Source organism: Microbacterium sp. ER1 (assembly GCF_023383675.1).
Taxonomy (GTDB): domain Bacteria; phylum Actinomycetota; class Actinomycetes; order Actinomycetales; family Microbacteriaceae; genus Microbacterium.
In genome coordinates, this window is sequence record NZ_QCXO01000134.1 from 95,588 (window position 1) to 113,865 (window position 18,278).

Genomic DNA, 18,278 nt, shown 5'->3' on the forward strand with positions numbered 1-18,278 from the left:
CTGACGCAGCGGGGCCGCTCGCGTTAGCGTGGTGCCTGTGAGCACCCTTCCCTTCTCCGCCGCCGTCTACGTCCGCCGTCTGGCACGCGCGCAGGAGCGCGCCCAGGAGGCTGGTCTCGACGCGATCATCGTCGGCCCCGGCCCCGACCTGCAGTACCTCCTCGGCGTCGAGGGTGACACCATCGAGAGGCTGACCGCCCTCGTCCTGCCGCCGCAGGGCGCGGCGACGGTCATCGTCCCGCGGATGGAGCTCGCCAAGGTGCGCAGCACGGCCGTCGGAGAGCTCGGACTGACCGTCGCCGACTGGGTCGACGGCGACGATCCGTACGCCCTCGTCGCCGCGGCGACAGGTCCCGTCTCCCGCGTCGGGGTGTCGGATGCGCTTCCCGCGCTGCACGTCGTTCCGATCGGGGAACGGCTGCAGGCCCGGCTCGAGCTCGCGACACCCGTCCTCCGCGAGGGCCGGATGACCAAGGACGACGAGGAGATCGCCGAGCTGCGCCGAGCCGGCACGGCGATCGATGCCGTGCACCGCCGCGTGCCCGGATGGCTGCGCGCCGGCCGCACCGAGCGGGAGGTCGCCGCCGACATCGCCGCGGCGATCGTGGAGGAGGGGCATCGGACCGTCGAGTTCGTCATCGTCGGCTCCGGGCCCAACGGCGCCGACCCGCACCACGAGGTCTCCGACCGGGTCATCGAGCAGGACGACGTGGTGGTCGTCGACATCGGCGGCGCGGTGCCGAGCGGCTACAACTCGGACAGCACGAGGACCTACGTCGTCGGAACTCCCGATCCGGTGGCAGCCGATCGCATCGCCACCCTCGTCCGCGCCCAGCAGGCGGCCGTGGACGCGGTGCGCCCCGGGGTCACGGCGGCGGAGGTCGACGCGGCCGCCCGCTCGGTTCTCACGGAGGCGGGGCTCGGCGAGGCGTTCCTGCACCGCACGGGTCACGGGATCGGCGTCTCGGTGCATGAGGAGCCCTACATCGCCCCCGGCAACGACCTCGTGCTGCGAGAGGGCATGGCCTTCAGCATCGAGCCCGGCATCTATTTCGCCGGCGAATGGGGCGCCCGCATCGAGGACATCGTGGTCGTGACGGCGGACGGGGCCGAGCGCCTGAACACGGCGCCGCATGAACTCACGGCGACCGACCGGTGAGGGGGAGGATGGTGGAGCCTAGGAGATTCGAACTCCTGACATCCTGCTTGCAAAGCAGGCGCTCTACCAACTGAGCTAAGGCCCCGTGAGGGAATTCTTGAATTGAAAGGGTGGGGCTACCAGGACTTGAACCTGGGACCTCTTCATTATCAGTGAAGCGCTCTAACCGCCTGAGCTATAGCCCCGTCAACCTCCAGAACTTTACCGGAGTTTCGCCGAAAATCCGAATCGAGGGCGAGGACCCCCTCCGGGATCCTCGCCCTCGGCCGGTCACCGTCCCGGACTGACGTCCACGCTGCCGGCCGACACGGACACGTCGATCGTGCGGCGAGCGCTCGGGGACTCGTCGACCCGGGCATCGAACGAGCCCGCGTTGACGTCCTGACTGATCCGATACTCCACGTCGGGAAGGGTCAGATTCAGCGATCCGGCGCTCACGTCGATCGTGGTCGTCGTCGGCGCATCGCCGGTCAGCTCCACCGTCAGATCGCCCGCAGCGATGCCGAGATCCGCCTGGTCGACGCCGTCGAGGAGGACGTCCGCGCGTCCCGCGTTCATCTGCACATCGAAGGCCGAGGCCGCACCGGAGACGTCGAGGGATCCGGCGTTGATCTGGACTTCCAGGGAGCCGAACTCACCGGAGACGTCGAGAGCGCCGGCATCGAGAGTGAGACTCGCGTCGAGGTCGGAGCCGCTGAGCTCCTCCGGCAGCGTGAGGACTGCGCGCTCGTCGTCGCCGAACCAGTTGCCGAACCACCAGCCGAAGGCCGGTCGAGGACTCCGGACGACGAGCTCGTCCGCCTCGCGCTCGAACGTCCACGCACCGCGGCCGTTGGTCACGGAGAGCTCCGCCGCGTCGACATCGCCGAAGTCGATGCGGACCATGCTCGCGTCGGCGTCGAGATCGATCGCGGTGACGCCGTCGACGTCCACCGTCTGCACCGAATCCGGTCGGCTGGAGGAGAGGAGGGTGCCGGTCGCCGCGACGGCCGCCGTGCCTCCGGCTCCGAGCAGCGCGATCCCACCGACCACCGCGGTGACGATCATGACGGCGGTCGCTCCGGACGAGCGCCGGGGTCCGGGCGCGCCGGGCGCCGGCGTGGGGGAAGCCGCGGACGGCGGCGGGGGAGGAGTGATCGGGGTGTGGCCGCCCTGTGCTCCGGTGTTCTCGGTGGTCATCGTGTGACTCCTGTCTGGCCTTTCGGCGGCGTCGTGCCGCCCGTGTTCTCGAGGTGGGCGAGGGCGGCGAGCACGCGGCGGTTGCCCGACTCGTCCTGTTCGAAGCCCAGCTTCTGGAAGATGGAGGTGATGTGCTTCTCGACGCTCGCCGCCGAGAGGAAGAGGAGGCCGGCGATCGCCTGGTTCGACTTGCCCTCGGCGAGCAGGGCCAGCACGGTGCGCTCCCGCTCGGTGAGCCGCATCATGCGGTCGTCGCGGTTCCGCCGGGTGAGGAGCTGAGCCACCACTTCCGGGTCGAGCACCGTGGCCCCGTCGGCGATCCGCTGCACCGAATCGATGAACTCGGCGACATCCGCCACCCGGTCCTTCAGGAGGTAGCCGAGCGGACCGCCCTGCGCGGCGATGAGGTCGGACGCGTAGCGCTCCTCCACGTACTGCGACAGCACGAGGATGGCGAGCGCCGGGTGCACGGCACGCAGGTCCAGCGCCGCGCGGATGCCCTCGTCCGTGAACGTGGGCGGGAGCCGCACATCGAGGATGCAGAGGTCCGGGGAGGTGGATGCCACAGTGGCACGGAGGTCGGTGGTGTCGGTGAGGGCGGCGACCACCTCGTGGCCGGCGTCCTCGAGCAGACGCACGAGCCCCTCGCGCAGGAGGACGGAGTCCTCGCAGATCAGGATGCGCATGGCACGTTCACCTCCAGGCTGGTCGGACCGCCCTGCGGGCTGTCGAGACGGAACGTCCCGCCCGCGGCGAGGATCCGGTTCGCGATGCCGTCGAGGCCTCCGCCCGGGATCACCTGGGCTCCGCCCATGCCGTTGTCCTCGACCCGCGCCCAGACGGTGTTCCCCTCGCGGAGCCGGACCGTGACCCGCGCCTCGCTGGCCCGGGAGTGCTTCGCCGCATTGGTCAGCGACTCGGCGATGGAGAAGTACACCGCCGCCTCCGCATCGCGCCCCGGCCGCGGAGCCCCGGAGCCGTACCCCTGGGTCCCTGCGCCGCCACCCTGGGTCCCTGAGCCGTAACCCTGGGTCCCTGCGCCGTAACCCTGGGTCCCTGAGCCTGTCGAAGGGTCCATCCGCACGTCCAACTGCACGGGGATGGGGGAGCGGCTGGCGAGCGCCGACAGTGCGGCGTCCAGGCCGCGGTCGTCGAGCACTGACGCGTGGATGCCCCGCGCGAGCTGCCGCAGCTCGGTGATCGCCGCCTTGGTCGACGTGTGCGCCTCGGAGATGAGCTCCTTCGCGGCGTCGGGATCGGTGTCGATCTTCTGCTGCGCGAGCCCGAGGGTCATCCCGACGGACACGAGCCGCGGCTGGACGCCGTCGTGGAGGTCGCGTTCGATCCGCGTCCGTTCCAGGTCGGCCGCGCGGACCGCTCCCTCCCGCTGGGCGGTGGATGCCCGCACGCGCTCGGTGAGCTCGACCTCCCGCGCCCGGGCGACGATCGCCAAAGCCAGCGTGCGAGCCAGGAGGGCGAGGCCGATGATGCCGGCGGCCGAGGCGAGCGCACCGAGGATGCCGATCAGGGGCGCCCAGGACACCGGGATCTGCCCGCCGCCGAAGGGACCGATGATCGTCTCGGCCGAGGTCAGCGGCGCGAAGGCGATGATGATCGACCAGAGGAGGGCCCAGAAGAGCCGCAGCACCACGAAGCCGAGGACCGCGGTGATCGCGAAGTTCGCGACCGCGCGCCACATCCGTCCGTCGATGGCCTGCCGCCCGAGTGAGCGGAGCCAGCCGCCGAAGCCGGGACGGTCCCGCGGCTGGAGCCGGAGCGGGGCGTTCGGCACGCGGTACAGGCCGGCGACGCGGGCGATCTCGAACCAGCCCACGCCGAAGAGCGCATAGACGAGGCCCACGAGCACGACGATGCCGACGCCGAAGACGAAGAGGAGTCCGAGCCCGGTGCCGAGGAGGCCGCCGAGCATCCCGAAGATGCCGCCCCCGATCACCCCGACTCCGGCGAGGTGCAGGATCGTGAGCGGGATGCGCAGCGGCGGCTTCCCGGTCGCAGCGGCCTCGGGAGTCGCAGTCTGTGTGGTCATGCTTCCACGGTAGGGCCGCCGCACGACCTCGCCCACCGAGTCAGCCGGACACTCCCGTTCGGGTTTTCCCTACCCCGCCGAAACCCCGCTCTATCGCCGAAACCCCGGCCTGCGTCGGTGCGCAGGCCGGGGTTTCGGCGGAAAGACGGGGTCTCGGAGGCTCAGTTCGACATGAAGCCGACGAGCAGCCCTCCGGTGACCTTCACGGCCAGGTTGTAGATACCCGCGACGACCGCACCGAGCACCGTGAACACGATGAGGTTGAGGATCGCGACGACGGCGGCGAACGCCATGACCTGCGGCAGACCCACGAGCTCCGACAGCGGGATGGCGCCGTCGGTGAAGCTGCGCACGAACTCGTCGGCCGTGGACATGATGCCGGTGGCCTGGAGCACGAGGAAGATCAGGAAGAACGACACCATCGTGACGACGGCCAGTGCGACCGCTCCCAGGAAGGAGAGCTTCACGGCGGACCAGAAGTCGACGTAGACGAGGCGCAGACGGACCTGCTTACCGCCGGTCTTCCGTGTCGACTTCTTCGCCAGCTTGTCGGCCACTGTGCTCATGCGTCTGTATCCTCGGGTGTCTCAGTCGTCTGGGGGGCCTCGGCATCGGCATCCGGCTCGGTCTCCTCTTCGGTGAGACCACGCTCGCCGTTCCGGGCGATGGCGAGGATGCGGTCGGCCTCCGTCGTGCGGGCGAACACCACTCCCATGGTGTCGCGACCCTTGGCGGGGACCTCGGCCACGGCAGAGCGTACCACCTTGCCGCTGGACAGAACCACCAAGACCTCGTCGTCCTCGGACACGATCAGACCACCCGCGAGAGTGCCCCGATCGTCGTTCAACTTGGCGACCTTGATGCCGTATCCGCCGCGCCCCTGGACCCGGTATTCCTCGACGGCGGTGCGCTTGGCATAGCCGCCGTCGGTGACGACGAACACATACTTCCCGGGTGCAGCGACGGAAGCGGACAGCAGGCTGTCGCCCTCGCGGAACTTCATGCCCTTCACACCGGCGGTGGCGCGACCCATCGGGCGCAGGGCCTCGTCGGTCGCCTGGAACCGCACCGACATGCCCTTGCGGCTGATGAGGAGGATGTCGTCCTCGGCGTTGACGAGGAGGGCGCTGACCAGTTCGTCCTCGTCGTTCAGCCGGATCGCGATCACGCCGCCCTGACGGTTGGTGTCGTAGTTGTCGAGACGGGTCTTCTTGACCAGGCCGTCGCGCGTGGCGAGGACGAGGTAGTCGGCAACGGCGTAGTCGCGGATGTCGAGGACCTGCGCGATGCTCTCGTCCGGCTGCAGCGCGAGGAGGTTCGCGACGTGCGTGCCCTTCGCATCACGCCCGGCCTCCGGCACCTCGTACGTCTTCGCGCGGTAGACCCGGCCCTTGTCGGTGAAGAACAGCAGCCAGTGGTGGGTCGTCGTGACGAAGAAGTGCTCGACGATGTCGTCGGCGCGCAGCTGGGCGCCCTTGACGCCCTTGCCGCCGCGGTGCTGGGAGCGGTAGTTGTCGCTGCGCGTGCGCTTGATGTAGCCCTCGCGCGTGACGGTGACGACCATCTCCTCTTCCGCGATGAGGTCTTCCATCGACACGTCGCCGTCGAAGCCGTGCAGGATGTGCGTGCGCCGCTCGTCCCCGAACCGGTCGACGATCGCGGTGAGCTCCTCGCGGATGATCGTCCGCTGCCGGCCCTCATCGGCGAGGATCGCCTTGTAGTCCGCGATGAGCGCCTCGAGCTCGTTCGCCTGGTCGATGATCTTCTGATGCTCCAGCGCGGCGAGGCGACGGAGCTGCATCTGCAGGATGGCATCGGCCTGGATCTCGTCGATGTCGAGGAGCTTCTGCAGACCCTCGTTCGCATCCTGCGTCGTCTGGGAACGGCGGATGAGCGCGATCACCTCGTCGAGCGCGTCAAGCGCCTTCAGATAGCCGCGCAGGATGTGCATGCGCTTCTCGGCCTCGTTCAGCCGGAACTGCGTCCGTCGCACGATGACGTCGATCTGGTGGGCGATCCAGTTCGAGATGAAGCCGTCGATCGCGAGCGTCCGCGGGACGCCGTCGACGATCGCGAGCATGTTCGCGCCGAAGTTCTCCTGCAGCTGCGTGTGCTTGTAGAGGTTGTTCAGCACCACCTTCGCCACGGCATCGCGCTTGAGCACGACGACGAGGCGCTGACCCGTGCGGTCCGAGGACTCGTCGCGGATGTCGGCGATGCCGGTGATCTTGCCGTCGCGCGCGAGGTCGCCGATCTTGACCGCCACGTTGTCGGGGTTCACCTGGTACGGCAGCTCGGTGATGACCAGGCAGGTCCGCCCCTGGATCTCCTCGACGTTGACGACCGCGCGCATCGTGATCGAGCCGCGGCCGGTGCGGTACGCCTCGTGGATGCCCTTCGTGCCGAGGATCTGCGCGCCGGTCGGGAAGTCCGGTCCGGGGATGCGCTGGATCAGCCCGTCGAGCAGCTGCTCCCGGGGGAGGTCCGGGTTGTCCAGCGCCCAGAGCGCGGCATCGGACACCTCGCGGAGGTTGTGCGGCGGGATGTTGGTCGCCATGCCGACCGCGATGCCGACCGAGCCGTTGACGAGGAGGTTCGGGAACCGGGACGGCAGAACCGTCGGCTCCTGGGTCTGGCCGTCGTAGTTGTCGGCGAAGTCGACGGTGTCTTCTTCGATGTCGCGCACCATCTCGAGCGCGAGCGGGGCCATCTTCGTCTCGGTGTACCTCGGTGCCGCCGCGCCCATGTTGCCGGGCGAGCCGAAGTTGCCCTGGCCGAGAGCGAGCGGGTACCGGAGCGACCACGGCTGCACGAGACGGACGAGCGCGTCGTAGATCGCCGAGTCGCCGTGCGGGTGGTACTGACCCATGACCTCGCCGACGACGCGGGCGCACTTGGAGAACGACTTGTCGGGGCGGAATCCGCCGTCGTACATGCCGTAGATCACTCGGCGGTGCACCGGCTTGAGACCGTCGCGCACATCGGGGAGAGCACGGCCGACGATGACCGCCATGGCGTAGTCGAGATAGCTGCGCTGCATCTCCGACTGCAGATCGACCTGGTCGATCTTGCCGTGCTCGTGGCCCTCGGTGATGTCGGGGCGTTCTTCGTCAGTCATGTGTCTTTCCTGGTTGGCTGAGCTTGTCGAGGCGTCGGATCCCCTGGCACACGCTCAGGGACCCCGCGGTGATCAGATGTCGAGGAACCGGACGTCCTTGGCGTTGCGCTGGATGAAGCTCCGACGCGATTCCACGTCCTCGCCCATCAGCACGCTGAAGATCTCGTCCGCGGCGGCGGCGTCCTCGATGGTCACCTGGCGGAGCGTCCGGGTGGTGTGGTCCATCGTGGTCTCCCAGAGCTCCTTGGCGTTCATCTCGCCGAGACCCTTGTAGCGCTGGATGCCGGCGTCCTTCGGGATGCGCTTGCCGTTCTCCAGCCCGTAGGCCAGCAGCGCGTCGCGCTCGGCGTCGCTGAACACGTACTCGTGCGCCGCGTTCGACCACTTGAGGCGGTAGAGCGGCGGCATCGCGAGGTACACGAAGCCGGCCTCGATGAGTCCGCGCATGTAGCGGAACAGCAGCGTGAGCAGCAGGGTGGTGATGTGCTGGCCGTCGACGTCGGCATCGGCCATCAGCACGATCTTGTGATAGCGCGCCTTCTCGATGTCGAACTCCTCGCCGATGCCCGTGCCGAAGGCCTGGATCATCGCCTGGACTTCCTTGTTGCCGAGCGCCTTGTCGAGACGCGCGCGCTCGACGTTGAGGATCTTGCCGCGCAGCGCGAGGATCGCCTGCGTGTGCGGGTCGCGACCCTGCACCGCCGAACCACCGGCCGAGTCTCCCTCCACGAGGAAGATCTCACTGATCGACGGGTCCTTGCTCGTGCAGTCCTTGAGCTTGTCGGGCATGGCCGCCGACTCGAAGACGCTCTTGCGACGGGCCGTCTCGCGCGCCTTGCGGGCGGCGAGCCGCGCGGTCGCGGCGTCGATCGCCTTGCGGATGACGTTCTTCGCCTGGTTCGGGTTGCGGTCGAACCAGTCGCCGAGCTGGTCGCCGACCACCTTCTGCACGAACGCCTTCGCCTCGGTGTTGCCGAGCTTCGTCTTGGTCTGCCCCTCGAACTGGGGCTCGCCGAGCTTGATCGAGATGACGGCGGTCAGTCCCTCGCGCACGTCGTCGCCGGAGAGGTTGTCGTCCTTCTCCTTGAGGAGGTTGTTCGCACGGGCGTAGCGGTTGACGAGCGTGGTGAGCGCCGCCCGGAAGCCCTCCTCGTGCGTGCCGCCCTCGTGCGTGTTGATCGTGTTGGCGTAGGTGAACACGTTCTCGGTGTAGGACGTGGTCCACTGCATCGCGACCTCGAGGGAGATCTTGCGCGCCGTGTCCTCCGACTCGAAGGCGATGATCTCCTCGTTGACGACCTCGGCGTGGCGCACCTTGTTCAGGTACTCGACGTAGTCGACGAGACCGCGCTCGTAGAAGAAGACGTCGCTCGGCTGCTTCGTGACCGCCTGGCCGTCTTCCTCCGTCTCGTACGCCGACTCCGGCCGCTCGTCGGACAGCTCGATGCGCAGTCCCTTGTTGAGGAACGCCATCTGCTGGAACCGGGTGCGGAGCGTGTCGTAGTCGAACTCGACCGTCTCCTGGAAGATCTCCGCGTCCGGCCAGAACGTGATGCTCGTCCCGGTCTCCTCGGTGGCCTCGCCCTTCTCGAGCTTCTGCTGCGGGACGCCGCCCTCGGCAAAGCTGTGCCGCCAGACGAAGCCCTTCTGCTTGACCTCCACGTCGAAGCGGGTCGACAGCGCGTTCACCACCGAGGATCCGACGCCGTGCAGACCGCCGGAGACGGCGTAGGCCCCGCCGCCGAACTTGCCGCCCGCGTGCAGGATCGTGAGCACGACCTCGACCGTGGACTTCGACGGGTCGGAGGAGTGCGGGTCGACGGGGATGCCGCGGCCGTTGTCGACCACGCGCACGCCGCCGTCGGCGAGAAGGGTGACGAGGATCGTGTCGGCGTAGCCGGCCAGCGCCTCATCGACGGAGTTGTCGACGATCTCGTAGACGAGGTGGTGCAGTCCGCGGGGTCCGGTCGAGCCGATGTACATGCCGGGGCGCTTGCGCACGGCCTCGAGTCCTTCGAGGATCTGGATCGAGTCGGCGCCGTACTCACCGGGCTGCTGCTTCTTCGGTGCGGGTGCCGCCGATTCTCCGGCCTGTGAGCCCGACGAAGCGTCGTTGTTCGGTTCCGTCTCGTCAGCAGGGGATTCAGGCGTCATCAGAGGGCATTCTCCAGATCGATATCTCGAACTCCCATTCTAGCCGGGTTTCGAGTCGAAATGCCGCTCAACGGCCGCGTGTGGCCCTCTGAGCGTTTCGGACCCCTTGCATGGTGCCCTACCCGTAGGTATCGCGCGGGCCCCGCCCTGGAACGGCTCTGGGACCCCATTTCCACGAGGGGACGTCCGGTCCGATGAAGCGGAGGTTCTCCACCCCCGCCTCCGGATACCGTCGTCCGATCTCGGTGAGGATGGTCGCACGCATGAACTGCAGGTTCTTCGCCCACGCCGTCGAATCGCACTTCACGGTGAGCAGTCCCCGCTCGAGCGACACCGGCTCCGAGTGCTTCGCGGTGTCCGCTCCGGCGAGGTCGGCCCACTGCCGGACGAGGTCCTCCCGCGCGAGCGTCGTCTCCCAGCCGGATTCACGGGTGAGGGTGTCGAGGACCGCACCGAGGGTTCCCGGATCGCGTCCGGGAGTGAACGGCGCGTTGTCGTCGTCGACCGAGATCCGTCGCTTGCGCTTCCAGTTCTTGGCGCTCGGCTTGAGCCCGCGCAGCCGCAGATAGGTGGCGACGGTCTCCGGCGCCTCCGCCGGAGCTGCGCTGTCCGTGACGACGTCAGTCATCCTGCGCACCCTCCTCTTCCTGCGACCGGTCGCGCTCGTCGGTGATGGTCCCCGCTGCGATGCGCACGACGTGGGCGTGAAGCACATCGGGGATATCCTCCTCCACCGCGGCAGTCACCACTACCTGCTCATAGCCCGCCGTGAGGGCGGCGAGACGCTGGCGCCGATCGGCGTCGAGCTCGGCGAAGACGTCGTCGAGGATGAGCACCGGGTCGCCGGCGGGAGACTCGCTGCGCAGCAGCTCGGCGGATGCCAGCCGCAGAGCGAGCGCGACCGACCAGGACTCGCCGTGCGAGGCGTAGCCCTTCACGGGAAGGTCGCGGACCCGCAGCACCAAGTCGTCCCGATGGGGTCCGGTGAGGGTGAGACCGCGGTCGAGCTCATTCGATCGTTTGGCCGCCAGCGAGGCGCGGAACATCTCGGCGATGCGACGGGAGTCTCCGCGCACGTCATCCACGGGGGTGGAGCCGTCGGCGGCGTCCCGATCGTCGTCGTCCTCCGGATCGCTGCCGGCGACGGACAGGGCCCAGTCCAGCTGCGGTCGGTGATCGGCGCCCGCGATCGCCGCATAGGCATCGGCCACCGGCTGCTGCAGATCGGAAGCCAACCGCTGTCGCGCCGTGATGATCTCCGATCCGAGGGACACGAGCTTGTCGTCCCAGACGTCCAGGGTGCTCAAGGCCTCACCGCGTATGCCGCGGGCCCGCGCCGACTTGAGAAGGGCGTTGCGCTGCTTGAGCACGCGATCGTAGTCGGCCAGTACCGCGGCGAGGCGCGGGGTGCGCTGGATGAGGAGTTGATCGGCGAACCGGCGCCGAGCCGACGGGTCTCCACGGACGATCTGGAGGTCTTCCGGCGCGAAGAGGACGACGTGCGCGTAGCGGGGGAGCTCGTTGGTCTTCGACGGCGAGCCGTTGATGCGCGCCTTGTTCGACCCCTGTCGATTGAGCTGTACCTCGACGAGCACACGCCGCTCACCGTGGGAGAGCCGCGCACGGATGACCGCGTAGTCCTGGCCGTCCCGCACCATCGGAGCGTCGGACGACACCCGATGCGACCCGAGCGTCGCGAGGAAGACCACGGCTTCGGCGAGGTTCGTCTTGCCCTGGCCGTTCCGCCCGACGAGGACGTTCGGCCCTCGGTGCAGGGCGAGTTCCGCGGTCGCGTAATTGCGGAAATCGACCAGGCTGAGGTGCTCCACAATCACGGAGCCAGCCTACCTTCCGGGTCGGACACTCCCTCGGGGCGAGAGCTCGCGCTCAGCGCAGGAGGAGGTTGGGCTGCAGCAGGTACTTGAACGAGTCCAGGCCCGCCTGGTCGACCGAGGTCTGGCTGGTGATGAGCACGGGGCTGAGCTTGTTGGCGTTGTCGCTGGAGGTGAAGGTCACCCGCACGAACTCGCTCTTGACCGCGCCGAGCGCCTCGATGAGGTACTGCGGGTTGAGCCCCAGGGTCACCTCGTCGCCGCCGGAGAGGATGGCGTCGACCGACTCGGAGGCGCGGGCGTGCTCGCTACCGGAGGCGTCCATCGTGACGCTGTCGGTCGAGAACGTGAAGCGCAGCGGCGCGGCGCGGTCGAGCACGAGGGACACGCGGCGGACGGCCTCGATAAGGTCGGCGGTGTTGACGACGGCGTAGTGGTCGGTCTGCTCGGGGAAGAGGCGCCGGACCGGGGGGAAGTTGCCCTTGATGAGCAGCGAGGTCACGGTCTTGTTGCCGGCGGTGAACGCGATGATCTCGCGGTCTCCGGCCCCCGAGAACGCGATCTGGATCGTGCCGGCGTGCCCGAAGGTCTTGCCGACCTCGACGAGCGTGCGAGCGGGGACCAGCGCGGTGGCCTCGACGGCTTCTCCATCCCACGGCACGTCACGGAGCGAGACCCGGTAGCGGTCGGTGGCGACGAGGCTGAGGGTGTGTCCGGTGACCTCGAGCTGGACACCCGTCAGCACCGGAGTCACGTCGTCACGGGATGCGGCGAAGCCGACCTGGGCGATCGCGGTGCCGAATTCGTCGGCCGGGACGACGCCGGAGGATCCGGAGACCTCGGGAATCGACGGGTATTCCTCGACCGGCATGGCCGCGAGGGTGAAGCGCGCCGAGCCGCAGGTCACCGCGATCCCGCCGTCATCCTCCACGGCGATCTCGATGGGGGCGTTCGGGAGGCGGCTCGCGATGTCCGAGAGCAGGCGGCCGTGGACGAGGATCGTGCCCGGGGTCTCGACCGTCGCCTCGATGGTGGTCCGTGCGGAGGCCTCGTAGTCGAAGGCCGAGAGCGTGAGTCCCGAACCGTCGGCCTCGATCAGCACTCCGGCGAGGATCGGCTGCGGATTGCGCTGGGGGAGCAGCTTGACGACGAAGGACACAGCCTCGCTGAAGACATCGCGGTTGACCTGAAACCTCACGGGTGCTCCCTTGTCGTCGAACATGACGGGTCGTCGTCGGGCCCTGCCTGTGCAGGGAATCCCATGCTAGCCCCACAGTCCTGCGCTTCCCTACGCCGGAGGACTTGTGATGCCCCGGACCGGTTCTCCCCACCGTCTGGTGATCGGATCGCACCCTGAATGACTTAACTCCTTAACGGTGTTAACACCTGTGGATACTGTGGATAAGTCGGTGGAAAGCAAGCGCGAGTAAGGAACTACACACTTGTCACTTGTGGAGACCCTGAGGAATCCGCGGGTGGACGAGGGTCCGTCGCGATCAGACCGTCCCGCGGTTATCCACAGGTTTCCCCGATCGACACACATCTGCGTCGGCGCGTTCCACGGTCATCCACAAGTTATCCACATGTGCATAGACGTATTTATCCGGCGGTCAGGGACCTGTCAAACGCCGAAGGGACGCCCTCCGGTGTCGGATGGCGTCCCTCTCGTGCGCTCAGGCGTCAGCGACGACCGAGCTGCGTGGTGATCTCGGTCACCTGGTTGTAGATCGAGCGGCGCTCCTTCATGAGCTCGCTGATCTTCTTGTAGGCGTACATGACCGTCGTGTGGTCCCGGTTGCCGAAGAGCTGCCCGATCTTCGGGAGGGAGAGGCTGGTGCGCTCACGGCAGAGGTACATGGCGATCTGCCGTGCGGTGGCGATCTGCTGCGAGCGGCTGGAGCCGTAGAGATCGTCGACGGTGAGCTTGAAGTACTGTGCGGTCGCCGTGATGATGTCGGTCGGCGAGATGATGTTGTCCTCGGCCGTGTCGATGATGTCCCGCAGCACGGTCTGGGCGAGGGAGATGTCGAGGGCCGAGCGGTTCAGGCTCGCGAACGCCGAGACGCGGATGAGTGCGCCCTCGAGTTCGCGGATGTTCGAGGACACGACCGTGGCGATGTACTCGAGCACCTCGTCGGGGATGTGGAGGGCTTCGCTCTGCGCCTTCTTGCGCAGGATCGCGATGCGGGTCTCGAGGTCGGGTGCCTGCACGTCGGTGATGAGGCCCCACTCGAAGCGGCTGCGCATGCGGTCCTCGAAGCCGGTCAGGTGCTTCGGCGCGACATCGCTCGTGATGACGACCTGCTTGTTGTGATCATGCAGGGTGTTGAAGGTGTGGAAGAACGCCTCCTGCGTCTCCGCGCGCCCCTGGAGGAACTGGATGTCGTCGATGAGGAGGATGTCCACGTCGCGGTAGCGCGCCTGGAACGCGGCACCGCGGTTGTTGGCGATCGAGTTGATGAAGTCGTTCGTGAACTCCTCACTCGACACGTACCGCACCTTGACCCCCGCATAGAGGGACTGCGCGTAGTCGCCGATGGCGTGGAGGAGGTGGGTCTTGCCCAGTCCGGAGTCGCCGTAGATGAAGAGCGGGTTGTAGGCCTTGGCCGGCGCTTCGGCCACCGCGACCGCCGCGGCATGGGCGAACCGGTTGGACTGGCCGATCACGAAGTTGTCGAAGGTGTACTTCGGGTTGAGGCGCGACTCGTGACGCACGGCCGCGGGCTGCTCCATCGGGGACTCGGCGCGCACCGGTTCCTGCCGACCGAAGTCCGCCACGGCGATGGGGGCGGTGGGCTGCTCGGCCAGTTCGTGGTTCACGACGACCCGGTACGAGGTGACCTCCTCGCCGATGTGCGCGAGGGCTTCCATGATGGGCAGCCGGAGGCGCTTGTTGATCTGGGCCGCGGTGAGGTCGTTCGGCACCTCGAGGTAGAGCGTCGCCGACATCACGCCGGCCGGTACCGCGAGACTCAGGAACCCCTGGAGCTGGGGGGTGACCCGGTCGTCGGCTTCCAGCAGCTCCTGCACCGTGGTCCAGATCGGGACTTCGGGCTGGGCTGATGAGGACATGGTGCTCCGGACGATGTTCGGGAAGGGAGCGCGGGAGAGGCTGCCCTGTGGATAACTACGGATGCCCACGCTAGTCATCGTCGTCGGGAACGGCAACCTGCCGCGGAGAATCAAGCCCCGTGGCGGCTCGGTCGCGTGGCCGGGGTTGTGGATAGCTCCTGTGTGGAGCGGAGGCGAGTGCTCTCAGTCGGCGTCGTACTCGCAGCTGACCGTGCCGGAATCCGACGTCTCCTCGACGACCAGCTCGTCGTTCCAGTAGATCTTGCATCCCACCGTCTGATCGTCGCTGTCGGTGGGTGCCGTGATCGTGATCCAGGCCGACGACTCCGACGTGGTGTACTGCGCGTTCCCGACCGCCGGCCAGGGGAGGGTCCTGGTCTCGGTGTCGCTGCTGAAGGTGGCTGTCACCCCGGACTGCGGTCCCGTTCCTTCGAGGAACACCTTGTTCAGCGGGGGTGACCAGAGTCCGCTCAGGAAGACGATCAGCAGGATGAGCGCGAGGAGGAGGGCGGCGAGGGCGGCTGCCAGCCCGAGACCCGCCGTGCGGCGCTCGTCCGAAGGAGCGCGGCGCGCGCGGCGGGCAAGGACGATTCCGCCGATCGCGGCTGCGGCGCCGAGGACGAAGACGGGGATCAGCCAGGGATTCTGGAGCGCGTAGTACGGAACGGCGAGGGCGACCAGGAGGATGAGAGAGACGACTCCCGTGGCGATCGCCGCGGTGGGGAGCGTCCGAGTCCGCCTGCCGTCGCGGGTGGTCTCGGAACCGGAGTCGGAATGGGTCTGCTGGTGGGTCATCGCGGCCTCTCGCTGGGACAGCACTTCCCGCTCATCGACGGTTCGAATAGCATACCCGGGGGGATACGGACGTCCTCCGGTTCGCATGGTCGACCGGATCGATGCCGCCCTCATTCGACGAGACGGGGGGATGAGAAGTGGCCGGATACGCCGAGCTGGACGAGATCATCGGAAAGATGAAACGAGCCGCCATCGACTGTTGGATGGCGGACCAGGGCTTCGACCCCGTGTGGGGGAACGAGGGCACCTACGCGAAGTGGGGCTGGGCCCCGTATCAGTACTTCCGGCCCGAAGCCGACGGCTCCGGCGGCGGTGAGAGCGTGGGGTACGGGGACGGTGTGTCCTGCGTCGCCCAGTTCGACGCCATCCGTTCCACGATCGACGGCCTCGTCGAGCGGTGGCGGAATCTCCCGGACGGTTCCGCGTGTGCCACCCCGCAGAGTGCCGCCAACGCGGCGGCAGCTCAGCTCGGCGCCTCGGGGACGGATCCGAACGCCATGGGCGGGAGCGATATCGCCACATCCAACGGGACCGTCGCCGAGGTGGTCCTGAACCGGATGGACGGGAGCTTCCGGGATCCCTTCGTCGACAAGTACTACACCCAGTTCTCGGCGGTGCACCCGGGCATCGGGCAGGCCGCGAAGATCCTCCAGGCGAACTACGCCGCGTGCGGGGCGATGTGGCCGGCGGTGGGTGACGACGTCGCGACGATCTGCGACAGCGCCCGGGTGGCCTGGGAGACCCAGGCGAAGAACTCGTCGGCGGCGACCGCGACGTTCCAGTTGACGGTGCTCGCCGCGGTCGCCGGTGCAGTGGGATCGATCGTCACGGCGGGCGCGGGAACCGTCGCTGCCGTCGCCGGTCTGGGCGGTGTGGCCTTCGCGGCGAACACGGCCCTCGCCGGTATCACCGCCAATGCCGCGATCTCGGGGAGCTCCTACGACACGATCCTGAAGTCCCTGACCGACGCGCTGGAGAAGCTGGACGAGACGATCACCGCCCAGGAGAAGGCGCTGGCCACGATGCTGACGTCCGCCGAAGCGACGATCCGCGGTGATCTCGTGAGCTACAACCTCGACGCGTCCACCCTGGGCGAGTATCCGGTCCGCGACGGGGCGATGCGGATCGACAAGACGGACGCGAACATCGTGTCACGCAACATGGGGCGGATCGAGGAGACGCTGTCCGGTGCCCGATCGGCGCTCGGCAGCGCACCGGCCAGTGCGCCCACGCCGCGAAGCGCGGGGATCGGCTGGTCCTCGAACGGAACGCACGCAGAGGCGACCGCCCTGCATGCCCTCGTCGTGCGCTGCCTTGACCTGACGATCGCCGAGTACTCCCGCGGCCACGACCTGTTCGACGCGACGGTGGCGGATTACTTCCAGACCGATGCGAACGCGGAGCAGACGGTGCGGACGCTGCTGGCCGATGAGCGCCTGAGCGCGGATCTCGGGGTGTGACGGCCATGGAGAGTCGGCATCTCGGACCCATCCTTCTCGACGGCGGCGCCGGCGGCGGCGCCATGGAGGAGACGATCGACTTCGCGGGAGAGCAGATCCGCGCGCGACTGGAGATCGACTATCCCGACCGGCTGACGCAGGCGGCCGTCGACGACATCGATGTGATGCTCGATCACCCCCAGGTGGCCGATGGCCTCGCCCGGGACACCATCGCGTCCGCGCTGCGCCGGGAGGACTCCGCCGCGGCGCAGCTCTTCCAGGCGTGGGAGGGTGCGCGATGGGGGAGGGACAGCTCGGAGGAGGAGTTCCTGCGGGCGCTTCGGCCTGTCGCGATGACCATCACCCCGGATGGTGGAAGGGTGAACCCGGACCGTGTGGTCCTCGCTTACGGGGTCGGTGACGGCTCGGCGACCGGACTGGTGACGGTGCGCCTTCGGCAGTGGGCGCCGCCGGAGGTGGATCGCACCCTCGCGCGCGGGGCCGCCTAGGCCGTGACAGGCAGATTTGCCCTGTGCGCCGCCAAGACGTACCCTTAATCGGTTGACTTATGCCTGTACGGCAGTTCCCTATGTCTCCGGTCGAAGTGAATCCGGTGGCAGCATTCCCGGAGTGATCTCATGAGCAAGCGCACCTTCCAGCCCAACAACCGTCGTCGCGCCAAGAAGCACGGCTTCCGTGCCCGCATGCGCACCCGCGCCGGCCGTGCCATCCTCTCGGCACGCCGCGCGAAGGGCCGTACCGAGCTCTCCGCGTAAGCAGCTGTGCTCGCCCGCCCGTTCCGTTTGACCCGCGGGAGCGACTACCGACTGGTCGTTCGACGCGGATCGCGTTGTGGCGGGGCCCGCGTCCTCACCTCCATGCTGGCGACCGGTGAGAGCAGAGCAGCGCGTTTCGGTTTCATCATCAGCAAGCAGGTGGGCACCGCTGTGGTGCGCAACACCGTGCGCCGGCGACTCAAAGCCGTCTGTGCGGAGGCGCTCCCACGTGTTCCTCAGGGCACGGATGTCGTCATCCGTGCCCTTCCTGCGTCGGCGACGGCGTCGTATGCGGAACTACGCAGTGACGTGCACCGCTGTCTCGCGCGGCTCGCGCCCGTCGAGGCCACATCATGACCGCCTTGCCGGCGTCGTCGGTGGGCACGGGAGAGATGCACGGACGCGACGTGCTCCGGAGCATTCCGCTCCTTCCGCGCAACGCCGTGCTGGCTCTTCTCGCGGGGTACCGCAAGGTGGTCTCGCCGATGTACGGGGACGTGTGTGCGTACTACCCCTCCTGTTCCGCCTACGCTGTAGGTGCGGTGCAGCAGCACGGCGCCGTGCGGGGGGCTCTGCTCTCGGCGTGGCGCATCCTCCGCTGCAACCCCTGGTCTCGCGGAGGCGTCGACGACGTCACACCGCATCGACACTTCCGCTACGACCTGACCGCACACGGTTTCGTCGTCCCCTCCCGAAAGGACTGATCG

17 protein-coding genes and 2 tRNA genes are annotated in these 18,278 nt (G+C 68.1%); 6 read left to right on the forward strand and 13 right to left on the reverse strand.

The annotated features are described in order from the left end of the window. Nucleotides 1–37 precede the first annotated feature (37 nt). Nucleotides 38–1,159: a Xaa-Pro peptidase family protein gene (locus BV453_RS09070; protein WP_249521412.1), complete on the forward strand. Its 1,122-nt coding sequence runs from the start codon at nt 38–40 to the stop codon at nt 1,157–1,159. Between the two features lie 9 nt (nt 1,160–1,168). On the opposite strand, the gene BV453_RS09075 is transcribed toward BV453_RS09070, so the two are convergent. The 13 genes from BV453_RS09075 to BV453_RS09135 all read right to left on the reverse strand — a co-directional run bounded on the left by BV453_RS09075 (nt 1,169) and on the right by BV453_RS09135 (nt 15,380). After that, a tRNA-Ala gene (locus tag BV453_RS09075) sits at nt 1,169–1,244 on the reverse strand. A 26-nt stretch (nt 1,245–1,270) separates the two neighbouring features. Further along, nucleotides 1,271–1,344: transfer RNA gene (locus tag BV453_RS09080), tRNA-Ile, on the reverse strand. Nucleotides 1,345–1,429: 85 nt separating this feature from the next. Next, complete coding sequence (locus BV453_RS09085) at nt 1,430–2,338, reverse strand: DUF4097 family beta strand repeat-containing protein (RefSeq protein ID WP_249521413.1); 909 nt, start codon at nt 2,336–2,338, stop codon at nt 1,430–1,432. Next, nucleotides 2,335–3,024, reverse strand: a complete 690-nt coding sequence (locus tag BV453_RS09090; protein WP_249521414.1) for a response regulator transcription factor — start codon at nt 3,022–3,024, stop codon at nt 2,335–2,337. Before BV453_RS09090 ends, BV453_RS09085 begins: the two co-directional genes overlap by 4 nt. Next, nucleotides 3,012–4,385, reverse strand: a complete 1,374-nt coding sequence (locus BV453_RS09095; protein ID WP_249521415.1) for a histidine kinase — start codon at nt 4,383–4,385, stop codon at nt 3,012–3,014. Before BV453_RS09095 ends, BV453_RS09090 begins: the two co-directional genes overlap by 13 nt. Nucleotides 4,386–4,546: 161 nt before the next feature. Then, nucleotides 4,547–4,951: a DUF3566 domain-containing protein gene (locus BV453_RS09100; RefSeq protein WP_025102877.1), complete on the reverse strand. Its 405-nt coding sequence runs from the start codon at nt 4,949–4,951 to the stop codon at nt 4,547–4,549. Beyond that, the gene (gene gyrA / locus BV453_RS09105; protein ID WP_249521416.1) at nt 4,948–7,503 is read right to left on the reverse strand and encodes a DNA gyrase subunit A; all 2,556 of its coding nucleotides are present in this window, start codon (nt 7,501–7,503) and stop codon (nt 4,948–4,950) included. Before gyrA ends, BV453_RS09100 begins: the two co-directional genes overlap by 4 nt. Before the next feature lie 72 nt (nt 7,504–7,575). Next, nucleotides 7,576–9,657, reverse strand: coding sequence for a DNA topoisomerase (ATP-hydrolyzing) subunit B (gene gyrB, locus BV453_RS09110; protein WP_082758468.1), 2,082 nt, complete (start codon nt 9,655–9,657; stop codon nt 7,576–7,578). A 118-nt stretch (nt 9,658–9,775) separates the two neighbouring features. After that, entirely contained in the window at nt 9,776–10,285 is a 510-nt protein-coding gene (locus tag BV453_RS09115; protein ID WP_025102874.1) for a DUF721 domain-containing protein, read from the reverse strand. Continuing rightward, nucleotides 10,278–11,492, reverse strand: coding sequence for a DNA replication/repair protein RecF (gene recF / locus BV453_RS09120; protein ID WP_249521417.1), 1,215 nt, complete (start codon nt 11,490–11,492; stop codon nt 10,278–10,280). The genes BV453_RS09115 and recF overlap by 8 nt, the downstream gene beginning before the upstream one ends. A 52-nt stretch (nt 11,493–11,544) precedes the next feature. Then, the gene (dnaN, locus tag BV453_RS09125; protein WP_025102872.1) at nt 11,545–12,687 is read right to left on the reverse strand and encodes a DNA polymerase III subunit beta; all 1,143 of its coding nucleotides are present in this window, start codon (nt 12,685–12,687) and stop codon (nt 11,545–11,547) included. A 482-nt stretch (nt 12,688–13,169) separates the two neighbouring features. Further along, nucleotides 13,170–14,639: a chromosomal replication initiator protein DnaA gene (dnaA, locus tag BV453_RS09130; RefSeq protein ID WP_374209028.1), complete on the reverse strand. Its 1,470-nt coding sequence runs from the start codon at nt 14,637–14,639 to the stop codon at nt 13,170–13,172. Between the two features lie 105 nt (nt 14,640–14,744). Then, entirely contained in the window at nt 14,745–15,380 is a 636-nt protein-coding gene (locus tag BV453_RS09135; RefSeq protein ID WP_025102870.1) for a hypothetical protein, read from the reverse strand. Between the two features lie 152 nt (nt 15,381–15,532). On the opposite strand from BV453_RS09135, the gene BV453_RS09140 reads away from it, so the two are divergent. From BV453_RS09140 to yidD, 5 genes are all read left to right on the forward strand, one after another. After that, nucleotides 15,533–16,816, forward strand: a complete 1,284-nt coding sequence (locus BV453_RS09140; protein ID WP_249521418.1) for a hypothetical protein — start codon at nt 15,533–15,535, stop codon at nt 16,814–16,816. Further along, a complete protein-coding gene (locus BV453_RS09145) occupies nt 16,813–17,304 on the forward strand; it encodes a hypothetical protein (protein ID WP_029989164.1) in 492 nt (163 codons plus the stop codon). Before BV453_RS09140 ends, BV453_RS09145 begins: the two co-directional genes overlap by 4 nt. Before the next feature lie 129 nt (nt 17,305–17,433). Continuing rightward, nucleotides 17,434–17,571, forward strand: a complete 138-nt coding sequence (gene rpmH, locus BV453_RS09150; RefSeq protein WP_022879826.1) for a 50S ribosomal protein L34 — start codon at nt 17,434–17,436, stop codon at nt 17,569–17,571. Nucleotides 17,572–17,577: 6 nt separating this feature from the next. Then, entirely contained in the window at nt 17,578–17,928 is a 351-nt protein-coding gene (gene rnpA, locus BV453_RS09155; RefSeq protein ID WP_081811539.1) for a ribonuclease P protein component, read from the forward strand. Further along, on the forward strand, nt 17,925–18,275 hold the full coding sequence (gene yidD / locus BV453_RS09160) for a membrane protein insertion efficiency factor YidD (protein ID WP_025102867.1): 351 nt from the start codon (nt 17,925–17,927) through the stop codon (nt 18,273–18,275). The genes rnpA and yidD overlap by 4 nt, the downstream gene beginning before the upstream one ends. Nucleotides 18,276–18,278 lie beyond the last annotated feature (3 nt).